At 69.5% G+C, this 17652-nt stretch carries 16 protein-coding genes; 12 read left to right on the top strand and 4 right to left on the bottom strand.

The annotated features are described in order from the left end of the window. Positions 1 to 129: 129 nt before the first annotated feature. Positions 130 to 2136, bottom strand: a complete 2007-nt coding sequence (locus J2X20_RS25770; protein WP_310271731.1) for a molybdopterin-containing oxidoreductase family protein — start codon at positions 2134 to 2136, stop codon at positions 130 to 132. 245 nt (positions 2137 to 2381) lie between these two features. Here J2X20_RS25770 and J2X20_RS25765 point away from each other — a divergent pair, with 245 nt between their 5' ends. From J2X20_RS25765 to J2X20_RS25720, 10 genes are all read left to right on the top strand, one after another. Then, on the top strand, positions 2382 to 3572 hold the full coding sequence (locus tag J2X20_RS25765) for a methyl-accepting chemotaxis protein (RefSeq protein WP_310271728.1): 1191 nt from the start codon (positions 2382 to 2384) through the stop codon (positions 3570 to 3572). Positions 3573 to 3583: 11 nt separating this feature from the next. Then, positions 3584 to 3952, top strand: coding sequence for a response regulator (locus tag J2X20_RS25760; protein WP_310271725.1), 369 nt, complete (start codon positions 3584 to 3586; stop codon positions 3950 to 3952). 73 nt (positions 3953 to 4025) lie between these two features. Further along, positions 4026 to 4346, top strand: coding sequence for an STAS domain-containing protein (locus J2X20_RS25755; protein WP_310271723.1), 321 nt, complete (start codon positions 4026 to 4028; stop codon positions 4344 to 4346). Next, the gene (locus tag J2X20_RS25750) at positions 4336 to 6537 is read left to right on the top strand and encodes a chemotaxis protein CheA (RefSeq protein ID WP_310271720.1); all 2202 of its coding nucleotides are present in this window, start codon (positions 4336 to 4338) and stop codon (positions 6535 to 6537) included. Before J2X20_RS25755 ends, J2X20_RS25750 begins: the two co-directional genes overlap by 11 nt. A gap of 25 nt (positions 6538 to 6562) precedes the next feature. Next, the gene (locus J2X20_RS25745) at positions 6563 to 8206 is read left to right on the top strand and encodes a methyl-accepting chemotaxis protein (RefSeq protein WP_310271717.1); all 1644 of its coding nucleotides are present in this window, start codon (positions 6563 to 6565) and stop codon (positions 8204 to 8206) included. A gap of 19 nt (positions 8207 to 8225) precedes the next feature. Further along, positions 8226 to 8744: a chemotaxis protein CheW gene (locus J2X20_RS25740; protein WP_310271714.1), complete on the top strand. Its 519-nt coding sequence runs from the start codon at positions 8226 to 8228 to the stop codon at positions 8742 to 8744. Further along, entirely contained in the window at positions 8741 to 9544 is an 804-nt protein-coding gene (locus J2X20_RS25735) for a CheR family methyltransferase (protein ID WP_310271711.1), read from the top strand. The genes J2X20_RS25740 and J2X20_RS25735 overlap by 4 nt, the downstream gene beginning before the upstream one ends. Before the next feature lie 4 nt (positions 9545 to 9548). Beyond that, a complete protein-coding gene (locus J2X20_RS25730) occupies positions 9549 to 10040 on the top strand; it encodes a chemotaxis protein CheD (RefSeq protein WP_310271709.1) in 492 nt (163 codons plus the stop codon). Then, on the top strand, positions 10037 to 11134 hold the full coding sequence (locus tag J2X20_RS25725) for a protein-glutamate methylesterase/protein-glutamine glutaminase (protein WP_310271705.1): 1098 nt from the start codon (positions 10037 to 10039) through the stop codon (positions 11132 to 11134). Before J2X20_RS25730 ends, J2X20_RS25725 begins: the two co-directional genes overlap by 4 nt. After that, the gene (locus J2X20_RS25720) at positions 11134 to 12363 is read left to right on the top strand and encodes an EAL domain-containing response regulator (protein ID WP_310271702.1); all 1230 of its coding nucleotides are present in this window, start codon (positions 11134 to 11136) and stop codon (positions 12361 to 12363) included. The genes J2X20_RS25725 and J2X20_RS25720 overlap by 1 nt, the downstream gene beginning before the upstream one ends. A gap of 13 nt (positions 12364 to 12376) precedes the next feature. On the opposite strand, the gene J2X20_RS25715 is transcribed toward J2X20_RS25720, so the two are convergent. The 3 genes from J2X20_RS25715 to J2X20_RS25705 form a co-directional block, all read right to left on the bottom strand. Next, positions 12377 to 13132, bottom strand: a complete 756-nt coding sequence (locus tag J2X20_RS25715) for a substrate-binding periplasmic protein (RefSeq protein ID WP_310271699.1) — start codon at positions 13130 to 13132, stop codon at positions 12377 to 12379. Between the two features lie 97 nt (positions 13133 to 13229). Then, positions 13230 to 14618 carry a sensor histidine kinase gene (locus J2X20_RS25710; RefSeq protein ID WP_310271697.1) on the bottom strand — a complete coding sequence of 463 codons (1389 nt, stop codon included), beginning with the start codon at positions 14616 to 14618 and terminating at the stop codon, positions 13230 to 13232. Beyond that, complete coding sequence (locus tag J2X20_RS25705) at positions 14615 to 15271, bottom strand: response regulator transcription factor (protein ID WP_310271695.1); 657 nt, start codon at positions 15269 to 15271, stop codon at positions 14615 to 14617. The genes J2X20_RS25710 and J2X20_RS25705 overlap by 4 nt, the downstream gene beginning before the upstream one ends. 77 nt (positions 15272 to 15348) lie before the next feature. Between J2X20_RS25705 and J2X20_RS25700 the strand changes: the two genes are divergently transcribed. Further along, positions 15349 to 16584, top strand: coding sequence for an ABC transporter substrate-binding protein (locus J2X20_RS25700; RefSeq protein ID WP_310271692.1), 1236 nt, complete (start codon positions 15349 to 15351; stop codon positions 16582 to 16584). Next, on the top strand, positions 16581 to 17642 hold the full coding sequence (locus J2X20_RS25695) for an ABC transporter ATP-binding protein (protein ID WP_310271689.1): 1062 nt from the start codon (positions 16581 to 16583) through the stop codon (positions 17640 to 17642). Before J2X20_RS25700 ends, J2X20_RS25695 begins: the two co-directional genes overlap by 4 nt. Positions 17643 to 17652 lie beyond the last annotated feature (10 nt).

Below are 17652 nucleotides of genomic sequence, written 5' to 3'. Positions count from 1 at the left end.
CGTGCCGGCGCCAAGGCGCGGATTGTGCCGGCCCGCGGCCGCCGCGCCGCCCCGCGCACCGCCTGGTTCAGGGGTTAAGAATCACCTCTAGACAAACGCCTCTAAACCCGACTTTGGCGAGGCCCCGGCTCAGGCGGCCTCGACCTGCACCAGGCAGTCGTAGAAGGCCGGCGCATTGCCCATGTCGGTCAGACGCTGGTGGGTGACCTCGTTGACGTTGGTGCCCTGCGTGCCGAGCTTGCGCCACCACACGCCCAGGCCGTTGACGACGCCGGGCCGCGCGCGCGGGCTCACCTTGAGCCTGGCGACATAGCGGCCACGGTCGTTGAAGGCGGCCACCAGGGCGCCATCGGCCAGGCCGCGCGAAGCCGCATCGTCGGCATGCATCTCGATCAGCGGCTCGCCCTCGATGTCGCGCAGGCTCTTCACGTTGACGAAGCTGCTGTTCAGGAAGTTGCGTGCCGGCGGCGAGATCATGGCCAGCGGATAGCGGGCGGCCAGCTCGGGCGAGGTCTGCACGCTTTCGTAGTTGGGCACGAAGTCGGCGCCGCCCGCCTGGGCGCGGCCATTGGGGGTGCGGAAGCCCCCTTGGGCAAACGGCGCCTCGGCGATGGGCAGGGGCTGCCAGCCTTGCTCGCGCAGCAGGCCCATGTCGATGTCCGACGTGAAGGCCTGGGCAGCCAGTTCCTCGTCGGTCTCGCTGAATGCAGGATCGGTCAGGCCCAGGGCCGCGGCCAGCTCGCGGAAGATCTGCGTGTTGGTCTTGGCCTCGCCCAGCGGCTGAATGGCCGGCAGGTTCATCAGTACGTCGGTGTGGCCGTAGGAGGTGTGCACGTCCAGGTGCTCGAGCTGGGTCGTGGCCGGCAGCACATAGTCGGCCAGGTCGGCCGTGTCGGTCATGAAGTGCTCGAGCACGACGGTGAACAGGTCCTCGCGCTGGAAGCCCTTGACCACCTTGGGCGACTCGGGCGCCACGGCGACCGGGTTGCTGTTGTAGACGATCAGGGCCTCGATGGGTGGGTCGGCCTGCAGCAACGCGTCGCCTATGGTGCTCATGTTGACCATGCGCGGCATCTTGTGACCATGGCCGGCGAGCAGGTCGGGGCGCTCCAGGTTGGCATTCTTGAAGGGCGCGTTCCAGCCCGAAGCCGACAGCAGCACGCCACCGCTCTGGTGGCGCCAGGCGCCGGTCAGGCAGGGCAGCAGCGCGATCAGCCGCACCGCATTGCCGCCGCCGCGCACGCGCTGCAGGCCGTAGTTCATGCGGATGGCAGCGGGCTGGGTGGTGGCGTAGTCGCGGGCCAGGCCGCGCACCTCGTCGGCGCTGATGCCGCAGACCTCGGCGACGCGCTCGGGCGGCCAGGCCAGGGCCTTGGCGCGCAGCTCGTCCCAGCCGTCGACGTAGTTGTCGATGTAGGCCTGATCCAGCCAGTCGTTCTGGATCAGCTCATGCATCAGGCCCAGCGCCAGCGCGCCGTCGGTGCCAGGCAGCACGGCGATGTGCTGGTGGCATTTGTCCGCTGTCTCGGTCTTGCGCGGATCGATGCAAACCAGCTTGGCGCCTTCGCGCTTGGCCTGGTTGGCATAGGTCCAGAAATGCAGATTGGACGTGATGCTGTTGCTGCCCCAGATGATGATGAGCCGGGCGCCGGCAAAGTGGCGCGTATGCATGCCCAGCTTGTGGCCATAGGTGGCCGCCAGGCCGGCACCGCCGGCGGAGGCGCAGATGGTGCGGTCCAGGCGCGCCGCGCCCAAGGCATTCCACAGGCGGCCGGCCATGGCTTCGCCCTGGATCAGGCCCATGGTGCCGGCGTAGCTGTAGGGCTGGATAGCCTGGGGGTCCTTGATGGCTTTGAGCTTGGCGGCAATGTCGGCGATGGCCTCGGCCCACGTCACCTGCACGAACTGCGGCGCCTCGGTCTTTTTGCTGACTCTCTTGAGCGGATGCAGCAGGCGCTCGGCGTGATAGGTGCGCTCGGGATAACGCGATACCTTGGTGCACAGGGCGCCATGGGTGCTGGGGTGCTCGTGGCGCCCCTGGACCTTGATGACGCGCTCGTTCTCGACGGTGATCTGCAGCGCGCAGGTGTCAGGGCAATCGTGGGGGCAGGCGCCGAAGACGGTACGGGTGGTCATTTCAGTCGCAAGGTGAAGAACGGTGATTGTCGCAAGTCGTTGAAAGACCCGCACAGGGCGGGCCCTCGCCGTCCGTCCAGCATGGGAGCGCCGCTTGCCGCATCGCCTCGGGCTAACCCTGCAGGGAAATGGACGGATTGCGCCTGAAGATTCACATGTTGGCGATCCCGACTGCCGCTAAGCTGGCAGCTGATTCCAAGACCAGGCCGGAATTTACCGAGCGGGCAAATCAACGGAGGCGGTGCATGCAAATTCACGACAGCCCGGCCCATGTCATGGCGTCCGCGCCGGCCGCCTGGCAGCGCTGGGCGCCGCTGGGTCTGGGTGTGGTGGCGGCAGTGGCCGTGCTGGGCATCGGCGGCCTGGGCTTGCTGCCTGCCGGCGTGGCCCTTGTGCTGCTGGCCGCCGGCTTCGCGCTGACGCGCAGCCTCACCCAGTGGCAGGCCGGCCTGCGTGCCGAAGTCCAGGCTCATCTGGAAGGCGAGCGCCAGCTCGGCGAGACCCTGCTGCCGGTCTGGAGCGGCCACATCGAATCCAGCCGCACCCAGGTCGAGACGGCCATCTCGGCTCTGGCCGAGCGCTTTGCCGGCATCGTGCAGCAGCTCGACGAGACGGCCCGCCTGTCCGACATGGCGGCCGACTCCATCGCCAGCGGTGATGGCGGCCTGGTCGCCGTCTTCGCCCAGGGCGAGCGCGATCTTGGCCAGGTCGTCAGGTCGCTGGAAGTGGCCATGGGCGCCAAGGCCGAGATGCTGGGCAAGATCCAGGCGCTGGAGCAGTACATCGACGAGCTGCAGGGCATGGCGGCCGACGTGGCCCGCATCGCCCAGCAGACCAATCTGCTGGCCCTGAATGCCGCCATCGAGGCCGCAAGGGCCGGCGAGCAGGGCCGCAGTTTCGCCGTCGTGGCGCAGGAGGTCAGGCAGCTGTCCCAGGCCTCCGCCGAAACCGGCCGCCACATCGCCGCCAAGGTGACGACGATCAGCGAGGCCATCACCGCCACCAGCAAGGCTGCCGTCCAGTCGCGCGTGCAGGACGATGCCGCCACCAAGCAGTCGGCCGAGATCATCGACGGCGTGTTGCAGCAGTTCCGCCGCTCCACCGACGCCCTGGTCGAGTCCGGCAGCCACCTGAAGAGCGGCCGCGACTATCTTCAGCAGGAGATCAGCGAGGCCCTGGTGCATCTGCAGTTCCAGGACCGCATCAGCCAGGTCATGAGCCATGTGCGCGACAGCATCGATGCCGTGCCAGCGGCCCTGCACGAGCTGCTGCAGGACTATGAAAGCAGTGGCAGATTGCGCGCCCTCGATGCCCGTGCCCTGCTGACGGCCCTGGAGAAGACCTATGCCATGGCCGATGAACGCAAGATTCACCGCGGCCAAGGCGCTGCCGGCGCGCCGGCGCCGGCCGCCGCGGACGAGATCACTTTCTTCTAGGAAGGCCCAGCATGAGCAAGACGATCCTGGTGGTGGATGACTCCGCCTCGCTGCGACAGGTGGTGGGCATCGCGCTGAAGGGCGCGGGCTACACGGTCATCGAAGGCTGCGACGGCAAGGATGCGCTGTCCAAGCTGAACGGGCAGAAGATCCACCTCGTCATCAGCGACGTGAACATGCCCAATATGGACGGCATCAGCTTCGTCAAAGCCATGAAGGCCATGCCGGCCTACCGCTTCACGCCGGTCATCATGCTGACGACGGAGTCGGCCGAGGCCAAGAAGGCCGAGGGCCAGGCGGCGGGCGCCAAGGCCTGGGTGGTCAAGCCCTTCCGGCCCGAGGTCATGCTGAACGCGGTGCAAAAGCTCGTGCTGCCATGAGCGCCACGCCGGGCCGCCCCAGGCAAGCGCGCCCCCGCCTGGTGGGACGGCGCGCAGCGCGAAGGGGGCATCCATGAGCGCTGCCACCTTGGCTCTCGACGGCGAGCTGAGCATCTACCGCGCCGCGGAGCTCAAGCCGCTGCTGCTGCAGACGCTGGCCAAGGCCGATGCCGGCCTGGAGATCGACCTGTCCGGCGTCACCGAATTCGACACCGCCGGCCTGCAGCTGTTGATGCTGGCCAAGCAGCAGGCCCGCGCGCTGCAGCGCGAACTGCACCTCGTCGGCCACAGCCCGGCCGTGCTGGAAGTGTTCGAGCTGCTCAATGTCGCCACCTTCTTCGGCGACCCGCTGATCGTGGCCGCACCCGCGGCGGGAGGCCGACATGGATCTTGACGCCGCCCTGCAGACCTTCATCGTCGAGTGCCGCGAGCTGCTAGCCGACATGGAGAGCGCCCTGCTCGGCATCGAGCAGTCCAGCGCGCCCGACGAAGCGGTCAACGCCATCTTCCGCGCCGCCCACACCATCAAGGGCTCGGCCGGCCTGTTCGGCCTGGACCATTTCGTCAGCTTCACCCACGTCGTGGAGAGCCTGCTGGACGAGGTCCGCGACGGCAAGCTGGTCATCAATGACGAGCTGGTCGTGCTGCTGCTGTCCTGCTGCGACCATCTCACGGTGCTGATCGACCGCCTGGAGGCCGGCCACACCGACGAGGACGCCGCCAGCGCCCAGAACGCCCAGTTGCTGATGGCCCAGCTGCGGCGCTGGATGGAGCCCGGCACGCCAACTTCTTCCGGATTGGCCCTGGACGTGCCGCTGGCCGAGGTCGAGCGCATCCACCGCCACGACGGCGCGAGCGCGACGACGGAGGAGCTCTGGCACCTCTCGCTGCGCTTCGGCCGCGACGTGCTGCGCATGGGCATGGACCCGCTGTCCTTCATCCGCTACCTGGGCCAGATCGGCCGCATCGCCGCCCTGGTCACGCTGGCCGACGCCCTGCCCGCCGATGCCGACGAGATGGACGCCGAGAGCTGCTACCTCGGCTTCGAGATCGCCCTGCAGAGCAGCGCCGACAAGGCCGCCATCGAGGGCGTGTTCGAGTTCGTGCAGGACGACTGCAGCCTGCGCATCCTGCCGCCCAACAGCCGCATCGAGGACTACGTCGCCCTCATCAAGGGCCTGCCCGAGGAACCGGCGCGGCTGGGCGAGATCCTCGTCAGCTGCGGCAGCGTCACCGCACGCGAGCTGGAGGCGGCGCTCGCCGCCCAGGCCGAGGCCAGCGCCGCCGGCAGCACGGAAAACAAGCTCGGCGCCATCCTCATCGAGCAGCAGGCCGTGCCGCCGGCCGTCGTCGACGCCGCCCTGGCCAAGCAGCGCCAGAGCACCGAGACGCGCAGCCAGGAAAGCCGCTCCATCCGCGTCGATGCAGACCGGCTGGACCACCTCATCAACCTCGTCGGTGAACTCATCATCGCCGGCGCCAGCGCCGACCTGCTGGCTCGCCAGGTGCAGTACCCCGAGCTGCAGGAGAGCACCTCGCGCATGGCCGGCCTGGTGCAGGCCGTGCGCGACGGAGCCCTGCAGCTGCGCATGGTCAAGATCGGCGCCACCTTCAACAAGTTCCAGCGCGTCGTGCACGACGTGTCCCGCGAGATCGGCAAGGACATCGCCCTGCAGGTCAGCGGCGAGGACGCCGAGCTGGACAAGACCGTCGTCGAGAAGATCGGCGACCCCCTGCTGCACCTGGTGCGCAACGCCATCGACCACGGCATCGAGCCGGTCCAGGCGCGCATCGCCCGCGGCAAGCCGGCCAAGGGCCTGGTCAAGCTCAATGCCTTCCACGACTCCGGCAGCATCGTCATCGAGGTCAGCGACGACGGCGGCGGCCTCAAGCGCGACCGCATCCTGGCCAAGGCCCTGGAGCGCGGCCTGGTCGACCCGGGCGCCAGCCTGAGCGACTCCGAAGTCTTCGAGCTGATCTTCGAACCTGGCTTTTCCACCGCCGAGCAGATCACCAACCTGTCGGGCCGCGGCGTCGGCATGGACGTCGTCAAGCGCAACATCACCGCCCTGCGCGGCACCGTCAGCATCCGCAGCACCGAAGGCCTGGGCACCACCGTCAGCGTGCGCCTGCCGCTGACGCTGGCCATCATCGACGGCTTCCTCGTCAAGGTCGGCGACTCGGTCTTCGTCGTGCCGCTGGACCTGATCGAGGAGTGCATCGAGTTCAGCGCCGAGACCGGCCACGACTACTGCAATCTGCGCGGCGAAGTGCTGCCCTTCGTCAGGCTGCGCAGCTTCTTCGACATCGACGCCCCCGTGCCGCGGCGCGAGAGCGTCGTCGTCATCCAGCACGCCGGCCAGCGCGCCGGCCTCGTCGTGGACGCGCTGCTGGGCGAGTTCCAGACCGTCATCAAGCCGCTCTCGCGCGTCTTCCAGCAGGTCAAGTGCATCAGCGGCTCCACCATCCTCGGCAACGGTGCCGTCGCGCTGATCCTGGACATCGCCGCCCTGCTGCACCAGACCGGCCAGCGCCACGCCCATCACGCCTCCTCCCACGCAGTACCCGTCTCCCGAGCCCACTGAGTCGCCACCTTCGAAAGGAAGACAAATGCTCAACAAGATGACCGTCGCCATGCGACTGGGCCTGCTGGTCGCCGTCATGGCGATTGCGATGCTGCTGATCGGCCTGGCCGGTCTGCGCGGCATGGAGTTCAGCAATGCCAAGCTGAAGACGGTGTACGAGGATCGCACCGTCGCCCTGGTGCAGCTCAGCAAGCTCAGCGACGCGGCCTACCAGATCCGCATCAATCTGCTCAAGCTGGCGCGCGTCACCAGCGCGGCCGATGCCGAGCCGCTGCTGCAGCGCATTGCACGCGAGGACGGCGTGTTCGAAAAGAACAGCAAGGCCTATCTCGCCACGACGCTGACCGCCGAGGAAAAGAAGCTGGCCGACGAGTTCATGCCCGCCTGGACCGCCTACCGCGAGGCCGGCGGCCGCGCCATGACCCAGCACAGGGAAGGCAACAATGCCGCCGCGCTGGAGACCGTCTCCAAGGCCGACGACCAGTTCCGCGTCGCCCGCGGCTTCCTGGGCAAGCTGCAGGAGCTGCAGGAGAACGTGGCGGAAGCGGACTTCAACGAGGCCACGGCACAGGCCGCGTCGACCACCAGGATGAACATCGGCCTCATCATCGGCGGCCTCGTCATCGGCGTCGCGCTGGCCTTCGTCATCATCCGCAACCTGCTGGCCCAGCTCGGCGGCGAGCCGGACTACGCGGCAGCCATGGTCACCGAGGTGGCCGCCGGCAATCTGACGGTGGACATCCAGACCAAGCCCGGCGACACCAAGAGCCTGCTGGCTGCGATGAAGGCCATGGTCGAAAAGCTCAGCCAGGTCGTCTCCGAGGTCAGCAGCGGCGCCGAGGGCATCACCGGCGCCGCCGAGCAGGTCAGCGCCACGGCCCAGTCGCTGTCGCAGGCCACCAGCGAGCAGGCCGCCGGCGTCGAGGAGACCAGCGCCTCCGTCGAGCAGATGACGGCGTCCATCGCCCAGAACACGGAGAACGCCAAGGTCACCGACGCCATGGCCAGCAAGGCGGCCACCGAGGCGGCCGAGGGCGGTGAGGCGGTCAAGTCCACCGTGTCGGCGATGAAGCAGATCGCCAAGAAGATCGTCATCATCGACGACATCGCCTACCAGACCAATCTGCTGGCCCTGAATGCCGCCATCGAGGCCGCCCGCGCCGGCGAGCATGGCAAGGGCTTCGCCGTCGTGGCGGCCGAGGTGCGCAAGCTGGCCGAGCGCAGCCAGGTCGCGGCCCAGGAGATCGGCGAGGTCGCCAGCAGCAGCGTCGAGCTGGCCGAGAGGGCCGGCCAGTTGCTGGACGCCATCGTGCCCAACATCAAGAAGACCTCCGACCTGGTGCAGGAGATCACGGCCGCTTCCGAGGAGCAGTCCAGCGGCGTGGCGCAGATCAACTCCGCCGTCGGCCAGCTCAGCCAGACGACGCAGCAGAACGCCGCCGGCTCCGAACAGCTGGCCGCCACGGCCGAGGAGATGAGCAGCCAGGCCGAGGAACTGCAGGCCACCATCGCCTTCTTCCGCGTCGAGGGCGCCGGACGCGGTACGCCCCTGCGGCGCCGCGCCCCGGCGCCGGCCAGGCGGGCGGCCGCGCGGCCCGGCCAGCCGGCCGAGGCCAAGGGAGGCTTCAGCGACGCGGAGCCGGACGAGTCCCTGTTCGTCAAGTATTGATACCCGCTGAATCGCGCCCATGAACGCCCTCGTCCCCCAGGCCGGCGGCCGCTCCGCCACCACGGAACCGCAGCAATACCTGACCTTCATGCTTGGCGGCGAAGTCTTCGCCATCGGCATCCTGGCCATCAAGGAGATCATCGAGTACGGCGGCATCACGCCCGTGCCGATGATGCCCAGCACCATCCGCGGCGTCATCAACCTGCGTGGCGCCGTCGTGCCCGTCATGGACCTGGCCGCGCGCTTCGGCCGGCCCAGCGCCGAGGTCAGCAAGCGCACCTGCATCGTCATCGTCGAACTGCGCCTCAATGACGAGCAGCAGGTCATCGGCGTCATCGTCGACTCGGTCAACGCGGTGCAGGAGATCGCCCCTGCCGACATCGAGCCCGCACCCGGCTTCGGCATGCGCGTCGCGCCGCAGTTCATCGCCGGCATGGGCAAGGTGGGCGGCAAGTTCGTCATCCTGCTGGACATCGAGCAGGTGCTGTCCCTGCACGACATGGAGCAGCTGCAGGCCCTCACCGCGGCAGGTTCATGATCGAACTGGGCGACCAGGAATTCGCACGCTTCCAGTCCTTCATCTACGAAGCGGCCGGCATCAGCCTGTCGAACAGCAAGAAGGTGCTGGTCAGCGGCCGACTGGAAAAGCGCCTGCGCCACCACCGCCTCAACAGCTACGGCGACTACCTGCAGCTGATCAGCCAGCCCGGCCAGGCGGCGGAACGCCAGGTCGCCATCGACCAACTGACGACCAACGAGACCTATTTCTTCCGCGAGCCGCGCCATTTCGAGCTGCTGCGCGAGTGGGCCGGGGCGGCGCGCGACGCCGGGCGCGGCCTGCGCGTCTGGAGCGCCGCCTGCTCCAGCGGCGAGGAGGCCTACAGCATTGCCATGGTGCTGGCCGACTGCCTGGGCGAGAGCCGCCCCTGGGAGGTCGTGGCCTCGGACATCAGCAGCCGGGTGCTGCAGCGGGCGCGCTTCGGCCACTACCCGGTCGAGCGCACCACCCACATCCCGCTGGCGTATCTGCAGCGCTTCTGCCTGCGCGGCACCGGTCCGCAGGCGGGCACCCTGCTCGTGCAGCGTTCGCTGCGCCAGCGCGTGCAGTTCACGCAAATCAACCTCGACCAGACCCTGCCGCCCCAGGCTCACTTCGACCTGATCTTCCTGCGCAACGTGATGATCTACTTCAGCAACGACACCAAGCGGCGCGTCGTCTCGCGCCTGGTGGGCCAGCTGAAGCCCGGCGGGCATCTGCTGATCGGGCATTCCGAGACGCTCAACGACGTCAGCAGCCAGGTCCGCCCGGTGATGCCTTCGGTCTACCGCAAGCCCTGATGCCATGCCGGACGCCAAGACCATTGTTCTCCTCCCCGGCCAGCATTTCGCCGGAGACGAGCGCTACCGCATCAGCACCCTGCTGGGGTCCTGCGTGTCCATCGTGCTGTGGGAGGCGCAGCGGCGCCTGGGTGCGATGTCCCACTTCGTGCTCGCCGGCGGGCCGTCCTCCTCACCCGATCGGGGCCTGAGCGGCCGCTACGGCGACGAGGCGCTGGCCTTGATGCTCGCTGATCTGCAGGCCCTGGGCGTCACGCCGGCGGACTGCGTGGCCAAGGTCTTCGGCGGCGGGGCGATGTTCGAGCCCGGCAGCGGGCTGCCCGACGTCGGCCGCCAGAACGGCGAGGCGGCACGGACCCTGCTGCACCGCCATGGGATTCCCATCGTGTCCGAGAGCCTGTTTGGCGGCGGCCACCGGCAGATCATCTTCAGCATCCGCACCGGCGAAGTCTGGATGCGCCACGCCAGGCAGACCGCGGGGAGAGCCATGACATGAGCATCAAGGTCATGGTGGTCGACGACTCCGCCGTCGTGCGGCAGGTGCTGTCCGGCCTGCTCAACGCCGCGCCCGGCATCGAGGTGACGCATGCCGTGGCCGACCCCCTGCTGGCCATGGAGCGCATGAAGACCGTGTGGCCCGACGTCATCGTGCTGGACGTCGAGATGCCGCGCATGGACGGCATCACCTTCCTGCGTCAGATCATGGGTGAGCGGCCGACGCCGGTCGTCATCTGCTCGACGCTGACCGAGAAGGGCACGCAGACGTCCATGGATGCGCTGGCCGCCGGCGCCGTGGCCATCGTCACCAAGCCCAAGCTGGAGCTGAAGAAGTTCCTGCAATCCAACGCCAGTGAACTCGTCGGCGCCGTGCGTGCCGCGGCGGCGGCCAATGTGAGCCGGCTGGCCCCGCGCGCGGCTGCCGCCGTGCCCGTCCCCCGCGTCAAGCTGACGGCCGACGCCGTGCTGCCGCCGGGCGAGCCACGCGCCATGGCCCAGACCACCGAGCAGGTCGTCGCCATCGGCACCTCCACCGGCGGCACCCAGGCCCTGGAGGAAGTGCTGACCGCCCTGCCCCGCGTCTGCCCCGGCATCGTCATCGTGCAGCACATGCCCGAGAAGTTCACGGCCGCGTTCGCCGCCCGCCTGAACTCGCTGTGCGAGATCGAGGTCAAGGAGGCCGCCAGCAACGACCGCGTGCTGCCCGGCCGGGCCCTCATTGCGCCTGGCGGCAAGCACATGATCATGCGCCGCAACGGCGCCCAGTATTTCGTCGAGGTGGCCGACGGGCCGCTGGTCAACCGCCACCGGCCGTCGGTGGACGTGCTGTTCCGCTCCGTCAGCCGCTGCGCCGGCGCCAATGCGCTGGGCATCATCATGACGGGCATGGGCGACGACGGCGCCAACGGCTTGCTGGAGATGCGCCAGGCCGGCGCCCGCACGCTGGGTCAGGATGAGCGCAGCTGCGTCGTCTACGGCATGCCCAAGGAGGCGGTCAAACGCGGCGCCGTCGAGCGCAGCCTGCCGCTGAGCGCCATCGCCGCCGAAATCGTGCAGCAGATGTCGCGCACCGGCGGGCGGGGAGAGTCCTGATGACCGACGAAGCCCTGCGCCAGCTGGTGGCCCTCGTCGTCGAGGACAGCGCCGTGCAACGTGGCCATCTGGTGTCGCTGGTGCAGGAGCTCAAGATCGGCAAGGTGCTGCAGGCCGGCGACGGCCTGGAGGCCTTGCGGCTGCTGGAGCAGCAGCCCGGGCAGCGCATCTTCCTCGTCATCACCGACATCGACATGCCGGGCATGGACGGCATCGAGCTGATCGGCCGCCTGGCCGAGGGTCGCCAGGTCGAGAACCTCATCGTCACCAGCGCACGCGACCCACGCCTGCTCGAGACCGTCGAGAGCATGGGCGCCGGCGAAGACCGGTTGAAGCTGCTCGGCACCCTGCCCAAGCCGGTCACGGCCGCGGCGCTGGCGCGCCTGCTGGAGCAGGCCCAGCCGCGCAAGGGCGGCGGCGGGCCGAGGCCGCAATTCGAACCCGACGAGGCCGAGATCTGCCGGGCCCTGGGCGCCGGCGAATTCATCCCCCATGTGCAACCCAAGGTCGGCATCGCCACCGGCCTCGTCAAGGGCGTCGAGGCGCTGGCGCGCTGGCAGCACCCCGACCACGGCCTGCTGGGGCCGCAGACCTTCATCCCGCGCATCGAGGGCACGCCGTTGATGGCGCGCTTCACGCTGTCCATGGTCGACCAGGCCCTGCGCCATCTGCGGGAATGGACGCGCGCGATGCCCGCGCTGACGCTGTCGCTGAACCTGTCGGCCGACGACCTGGCCGAGCAGGCCTTCATCGACCGGCTGACCGAGCTCGTCGCCCAGCACGGCGCCGCCCCAGCCTCGGTGATCTGGGAGGTCACCGAGACCATGATCATGAACAGCCACTCCCTGGCCAACCTGGCGCGGCTGGGGTTGAAGGGTTTCGGCCTGTCGATGGACGACTACGGCATCGGCTACTCGTCGATGCAGACCCTGTCGCGCAGCCCCTTCACCGAGCTGAAGATCGACCGCATCTTCGTCAACGGCGCCAGCGAGCGCAGCAACCGCCGCGCCATCCTCAACAGCTCGCTGGACATGGGCAAGCGCCTGGGTGTTTGCACCGTGGCCGAGGGCGTGGAGACTGTCGAGGACTGGAAACTGCTGGCCGAACTGGGCTGCGACGTCGCCCAGGGGTATCTGATCGCCAAGCCCATGCCGGCGAATGAGCTGATCGGCTGGTGCCGCAGCCAGCGCGGGCGGCTGCGGGCGCTGGCGGCCGGCAAGGCGGTTTAGGGCCTGGCCGGGCTCAGGGTTGCTGGTGGTAGTGGCGCACGATGGCCGCCAGTTCGCCGCTGGCCTCCAGGCGCTCAAGCCCGCGCGCGATGCCTTCACGCTGCGCGGGCGACAGCTGCTGGCTGGCCCACAGGTAGATGGGTTCTTCGGCAAACACGGTGGGCAGCAGGCGCAGGCGCTGCGTCAGCTGGGCCTGCTGAATGCTGCGCCACAGCGCCTGCTCGCCGCCGTAGATGAAGCGCGCGCGACCGGCCAGCAGCTTGCGCAGATTGGCCTGGTAGTCGCCGGTCGAATCGTCGACCTTGAACCCGGCCTCGCGCAGCATGGCCGGGTAGGCCGACCCGCGCGTCACGATCACCGCCTGGTCGCCCGACAGCACCAGCAGGTCCGCCAGCGACCGCGGGTTCGCTTCGTCGTCGGCACGCACCGCAACCCGATGCCTCACGCGATAGAGCGGCGGCAGCAACCGGGTCGCATAGGCATGGCGCTCCGCACGCTCAAGCAATCCGCAGGCCGCGCCGACATTGCCGTTGCGCAGGCCAACGTCGATCAGCGGCAGCGACAGCGCGCTGCCATAGCCGTGGAAGCGCAAACCGGGGTCGAGGCGTTCCAGCGCGCGCAGCAGGTCCGGGCAGATGCCGCTCGGCTGCGGGCCGTCAAGGATGAACTTGTGCGGCGCCTTTTCCTGCGCCGGCACATGGATGGACGGCGCGGCCTGCGCAAGCTCCAGCAGGCCGAGCAAGGCCCAGCAATACAGAACGGTGCGCAAGGCGGCGGTCATTGAGGTCCCGGGCTGGGACCTCCAACCTTACCGCAGCTCGTCACAAGCGCGAAGCGCAGGAGGACCAGGTCGACGGCGTCGGCCGCTAGGTTTGAAGGATGGGCAGGGTCAGCCGCGCGATGCAACCGTGGGGCGCGGCTGGCAGCAGTTCGGCGCTGCCGCCATGGCGCTCGGCGATCTCGCGAGCTATGGCCAGGCCCAGGCCGCAGCCTTCGCCCGTCGTCGCGCCCCGCACGAAGCGCTCGAAGACGCGTTCGCGCAGCCCGGGTGCCAGGCCGGGGCCGTTGTCCTCGACGTCCAGCCACACGTCGTCGCCGGCGCGGCGCAGCTTGACGGTGATGGTGGCGGCTTGCCCGGCGTAGCGCAGGGCGTTGTCGATGAGGTTGACCAGGGCCTCGCGCAGCAGCAGCTCGACGCCCTGCACCTTCAGCCCTTCGTTGACGACGTCCACGCCGAGGTCGCAGCCGGCGGCCAGCGCGCGCGGCACCCAGTCGGCCGTCACCTCGTGCACGAGCCGGTCGCAGTCCACCGTCCCCCAGCCCTGGGCGGTGAAGGCCTCGGGTTCCGCGCGGGCCAGCACAAGCAATTGCGACACCAGCCGCGCGCCGCGCACGGCGCTCTCGTGCACGCGCTCCAGGCGCTGGCGCAGGGCCGGCTCGGTGGTCGCATCCAGGGCCAGCTCGGTCTGGCTCTTCAGCCCGGCCAACGGCGTGCGCAGCTGGTGGGCGGCATCGCTGATGAAGCGGCGCTGCGTGGCCAGGCTGTGCTGCACCTGGCCCAGCAACTCGTTGACGGCGCCGGCCAGGGCGCTGACCTCGGGCGGGGCGGCGCGCAGCTGCACCGGGTCCAGCGCATCGGCACGCCGACCCTCGACCTGCTGCTGCAGCTCGGCCAGCGGCTTCAAGCCCCTGCGGATGCCGGCCCAGACCACCATGCTCATCAGCGCGATCAGCAGCGACAGCGGCAGGGCCGTGTCCAGCAGCATGCGCCGCGCCAGCAGCTCGCGCGGTGCGCTGGAGCGGGCGATCTGCACGCGCAGCGTCGAGTCGGCCGCGCCGGCGGCGCCCAGGTGCAGGTCCAGGGACACGACCCGCATCGCCTCGGGCACCGTGGCATTGAAGAACACCGGCTCATTGAGCTCCGGCGTGCCCGGCGGCTGCGGCAGGCGCGCGTCGCCCAGCAGCAGCTGGCCCGGCGGCGAGCTGACCATGTACATCACGCGGTCGTCGGGGTCGGCGGCCAGGATGTCCTGGGCCGAGCGCGGCAGGTCGACGAAGAGGCCGCTGGACGTGGGCTTGATCTGCCGAGCCAGCGCGCGGGCGGCCTGCAGCAGGCTGGCATCGACCAGCTCGTCGGCATGCTTGCTGGCCAGGCGATAGGCGCCAAAGGCCGCCACCAGCCACAGCACGATCTGCGGCAGCAGCAACCACAGCAGCAGTTGCCGGTGCAGCGAGCGGCCGGCCGGCGTGGTCACGATGAGCTGGCTTCGAGCAGATAGCCCAGGCCGCGCACCGTGCGCACGGCCAGGCCCGAGCCTTCGAGCTTCTTGCGCAGGCGGTGGATGTAGACCTCGATGGAGCCGCCCTCGTCGGCGCCCCAGGCCTCGACGATCTGGGCCTTGGTGACGACGCGATCGCGCTCGGACACCAGCAGATCCAGCAGCGACCACTCGCGCGGGCTCAGCTCCAGGGCCTCACCACCGATGCTGGCGCGCCGCGCCGTGCGGTCCAGGCTCAAGCGGCGCAGCTGCTGGCTCTGCGAGGCCGGGCGGCCGCGGCGCATCAGCGCATGCAGGCGCGCCTCCAGCTCGGGGAAGTCGAAGGGCTTGGTCAGGTAGTCGTCGGCACCGGCCTGCAGGCCGGCGACGCGGTGCTCCAGCGCGTCCAGGGCCGTCAGCACGAGGATGGGCAGGGTCCGGCCCGCCTCGCGCACACGCTTGAGCACGGTCAGGCCGTCCACCATGGGCAGGCCGAGGTCGAGGATGGCGACGTCGAAGTCCTGCTTCTTCAGCAGGTACTCGGCCACGGCGCCGTTCTCGGCCCATTCGACCTTGAACGAGGCATTCAGCAGCTGCTGCTGCAGGGCGTCGGCCAGCAGGGCGTCGTCTTCGGCAAGCAGCAGGTTCATGGCTTGCGACTTTAGCGGCGCCCGGGCTTATGGTTAATACGATATTAAGTTTCTTAATTGTCGGTAATGATGCCCGCATGCTGCGCGCCCTGCTCCGTGTCGCCCCTGCCCTGCTGGCCGCCGCGGCCCAGGCCGGGACGCCGACCGACGTCGTGCATTGGTGGACCTCGCCGGGCGAGATTGCCGCCCAGCAAGCCCTGGCCGAGGCCTACCGCGCGGCCGGCGGCCAGTGGCGCGAGCTGGGCGTCGGCGCCTCGGAGCAGGCCCGCGCCGTCGTGTTCGGGCGCATCGCCGCGGGCAACCCGCCCATGGCCGCCCAGTTCAATCCCTCGCGCGCCCTGGTGCGCCTGGCGCGCGAAGGCCGGCTCAACGCCATCGACGACGTGGCCGCCCAGGGCCGCTGGGCCGAGGTGCTGCCGGCCGTGCTGCTGGACGCCGTCAAGGTGGACGGCCATGTCTATGCCGCCCCTGTCAGCATCCACATGCCGGTGTGGCTGTGGAGCTCCAAGGCGGCCCTCGCCAAGGCCGGCGTCAAGGTCGAGCCGCGCAGCGTGGACGAGCTCTTCGCCACGCTGGACAGGTTGCAGGCCGCCGGACTGATCCCGCTGGCCCATGGCGGCCAGCCCTGGCAGGACCTCAATCTCTTCATCGCCCTGCTGGCCAACCAGGGCGGCCGCGACCTGTATCTCGCCGTGCTGCGCGACCGTGACGCAGCGGCCGTGCAGGGCGAGGCGCTGCGCCAGGTGCTGTTGAGCTACAAGAAGCTGCGCCGCTACGTCGACCCGGCCTCGCCCGGGCGCAGCTGGGCCGACACGACGGCCCTGCTGGTCAATGGCCGCGCCGGCCTGCAGTTCATGGGCGACTGGGCCAAGGGCGAGTTCGCCCAGGGCGGCCAGCAGCCCGGCCGCGACTACGGCTGCGCGACGGGCCTGGGGCCGCGTCCGCCCTATATCGTCAGCGGCGATGTGCTGGTGTTCCCGAAGGACAGGGACGGCAGCGCCCGCCCCGCCCAGGCCCTGCTGGCCCGCGTCGCCACCGCGCCCGCGACCCAGCTCGCCTTCAGTGCCCGCAAGGGCTCGGTGCCGGTGCGCACCGACCTCGACACCCGCACGCTGGACGCCTGCGCCCAGGCCGGTGCCGCGGCGCTGCGCGATGCCGGGCGTCTCGTGGGCAACACCGAATTGCTGCTGGCCCCGGCGCAGCTGACGGCGCTCGAACGCGCCGTCAGCGACTATTGGAACCGCGACATCCCCGTGCAGACGGTGCAGCAGACCTTCGCCAAGATCTTGCAGAACACAGGAGACCCACCTTGACCCGCGTACACATCCAGGACCTCAGCATCCGCTTCGGCAACCACGAGGTCATCAAAGGACTGGACCTCGACGTCAACAGCGGCGAGTTCCTCGTGCTGCTGGGCCCCTCGGGCTGCGGCAAGTCCACGCTGCTGCACACCATCGCCGGACTCAACCAGGTCAGCGGCGGCAGCATCCACATCGGCGAGCAGGACATGACGCGCGCCGAGCCCAGCCAGCGCGGCGTCGGCATGGTGTTCCAGAGCTATGCCCTCTACCCGACCATGACGGTGAAGGAGAACCTGGCCTTCCCGCTGAAGATGGCCAAGACGCCCAAGGCCGAGCTCGAAAAGCGCGTGGCCGCCGCGGCCGACATGCTGCAGCTCGGCCCCTTGCTGGAGCGCCGGCCCGCGCAGCTGTCCGGCGGCCAGCGCCAGCGCGTCGCCATCGGCCGGGCCGTCGTGCGCGAGGCCAAGGTGCTGCTGCTGGACGAGCCCCTGTCCAACCTCGACGCCAAGCTGCGCACCGATCTGCGCCGCGAGCTCAAGCTGCTGCACACGCGCCTGGGCAACACCATGATCTACGTGACCCACGACCAGGTCGAGGCCATGACGCTGGCCACCCGCATCGTCGTCATGCACCAGGGCGTCATCCAGCAGATCGGCACGCCGGCCGAGGTCTACGAAAAGCCCAACAACCTGCGCGTGGCCGGCTTCGTCGGCTCGCCGGCCATCAACCGCATCGAGGGCCAGATCGGCGAAGGCAGCCTGTTCGTGTCGCCGGCACTCAACCTGCCGCTGCCCAAGGCCCTGGCCTCGCGCCCGCAGGGCGAGGTGCTGACGCTGGCCGTGCGGCCCGAGAACGTGCGCCTGGGCGCCGACCAGCCCTTCGCCGCCGAGATCCAGCTGGTCGAGCCGCTGGGCAACCAGCATGTCGTCTGGCTGAGCTGCGCCGGCTCCACCGTCTCGGCCGTGCTGCCGGGCCAGCCGGAGGTGGAAGACGGCGCCCAGGTCCGCTTCGGCTTCGAGGCCGCCAAGACGATGTGGTTCGATGCGGCGGGGGAAAGGCTCGAAGTTTGAGGAGGGCGCC

Source organism: Roseateles saccharophilus, assembly GCF_031458095.1.
Lineage (GTDB): Bacteria > Pseudomonadota > Gammaproteobacteria > Burkholderiales > Burkholderiaceae_C > Pelomonas > Pelomonas saccharophila_A.
This window is presented reverse-complemented; position numbering and strand designations above follow the sequence as displayed.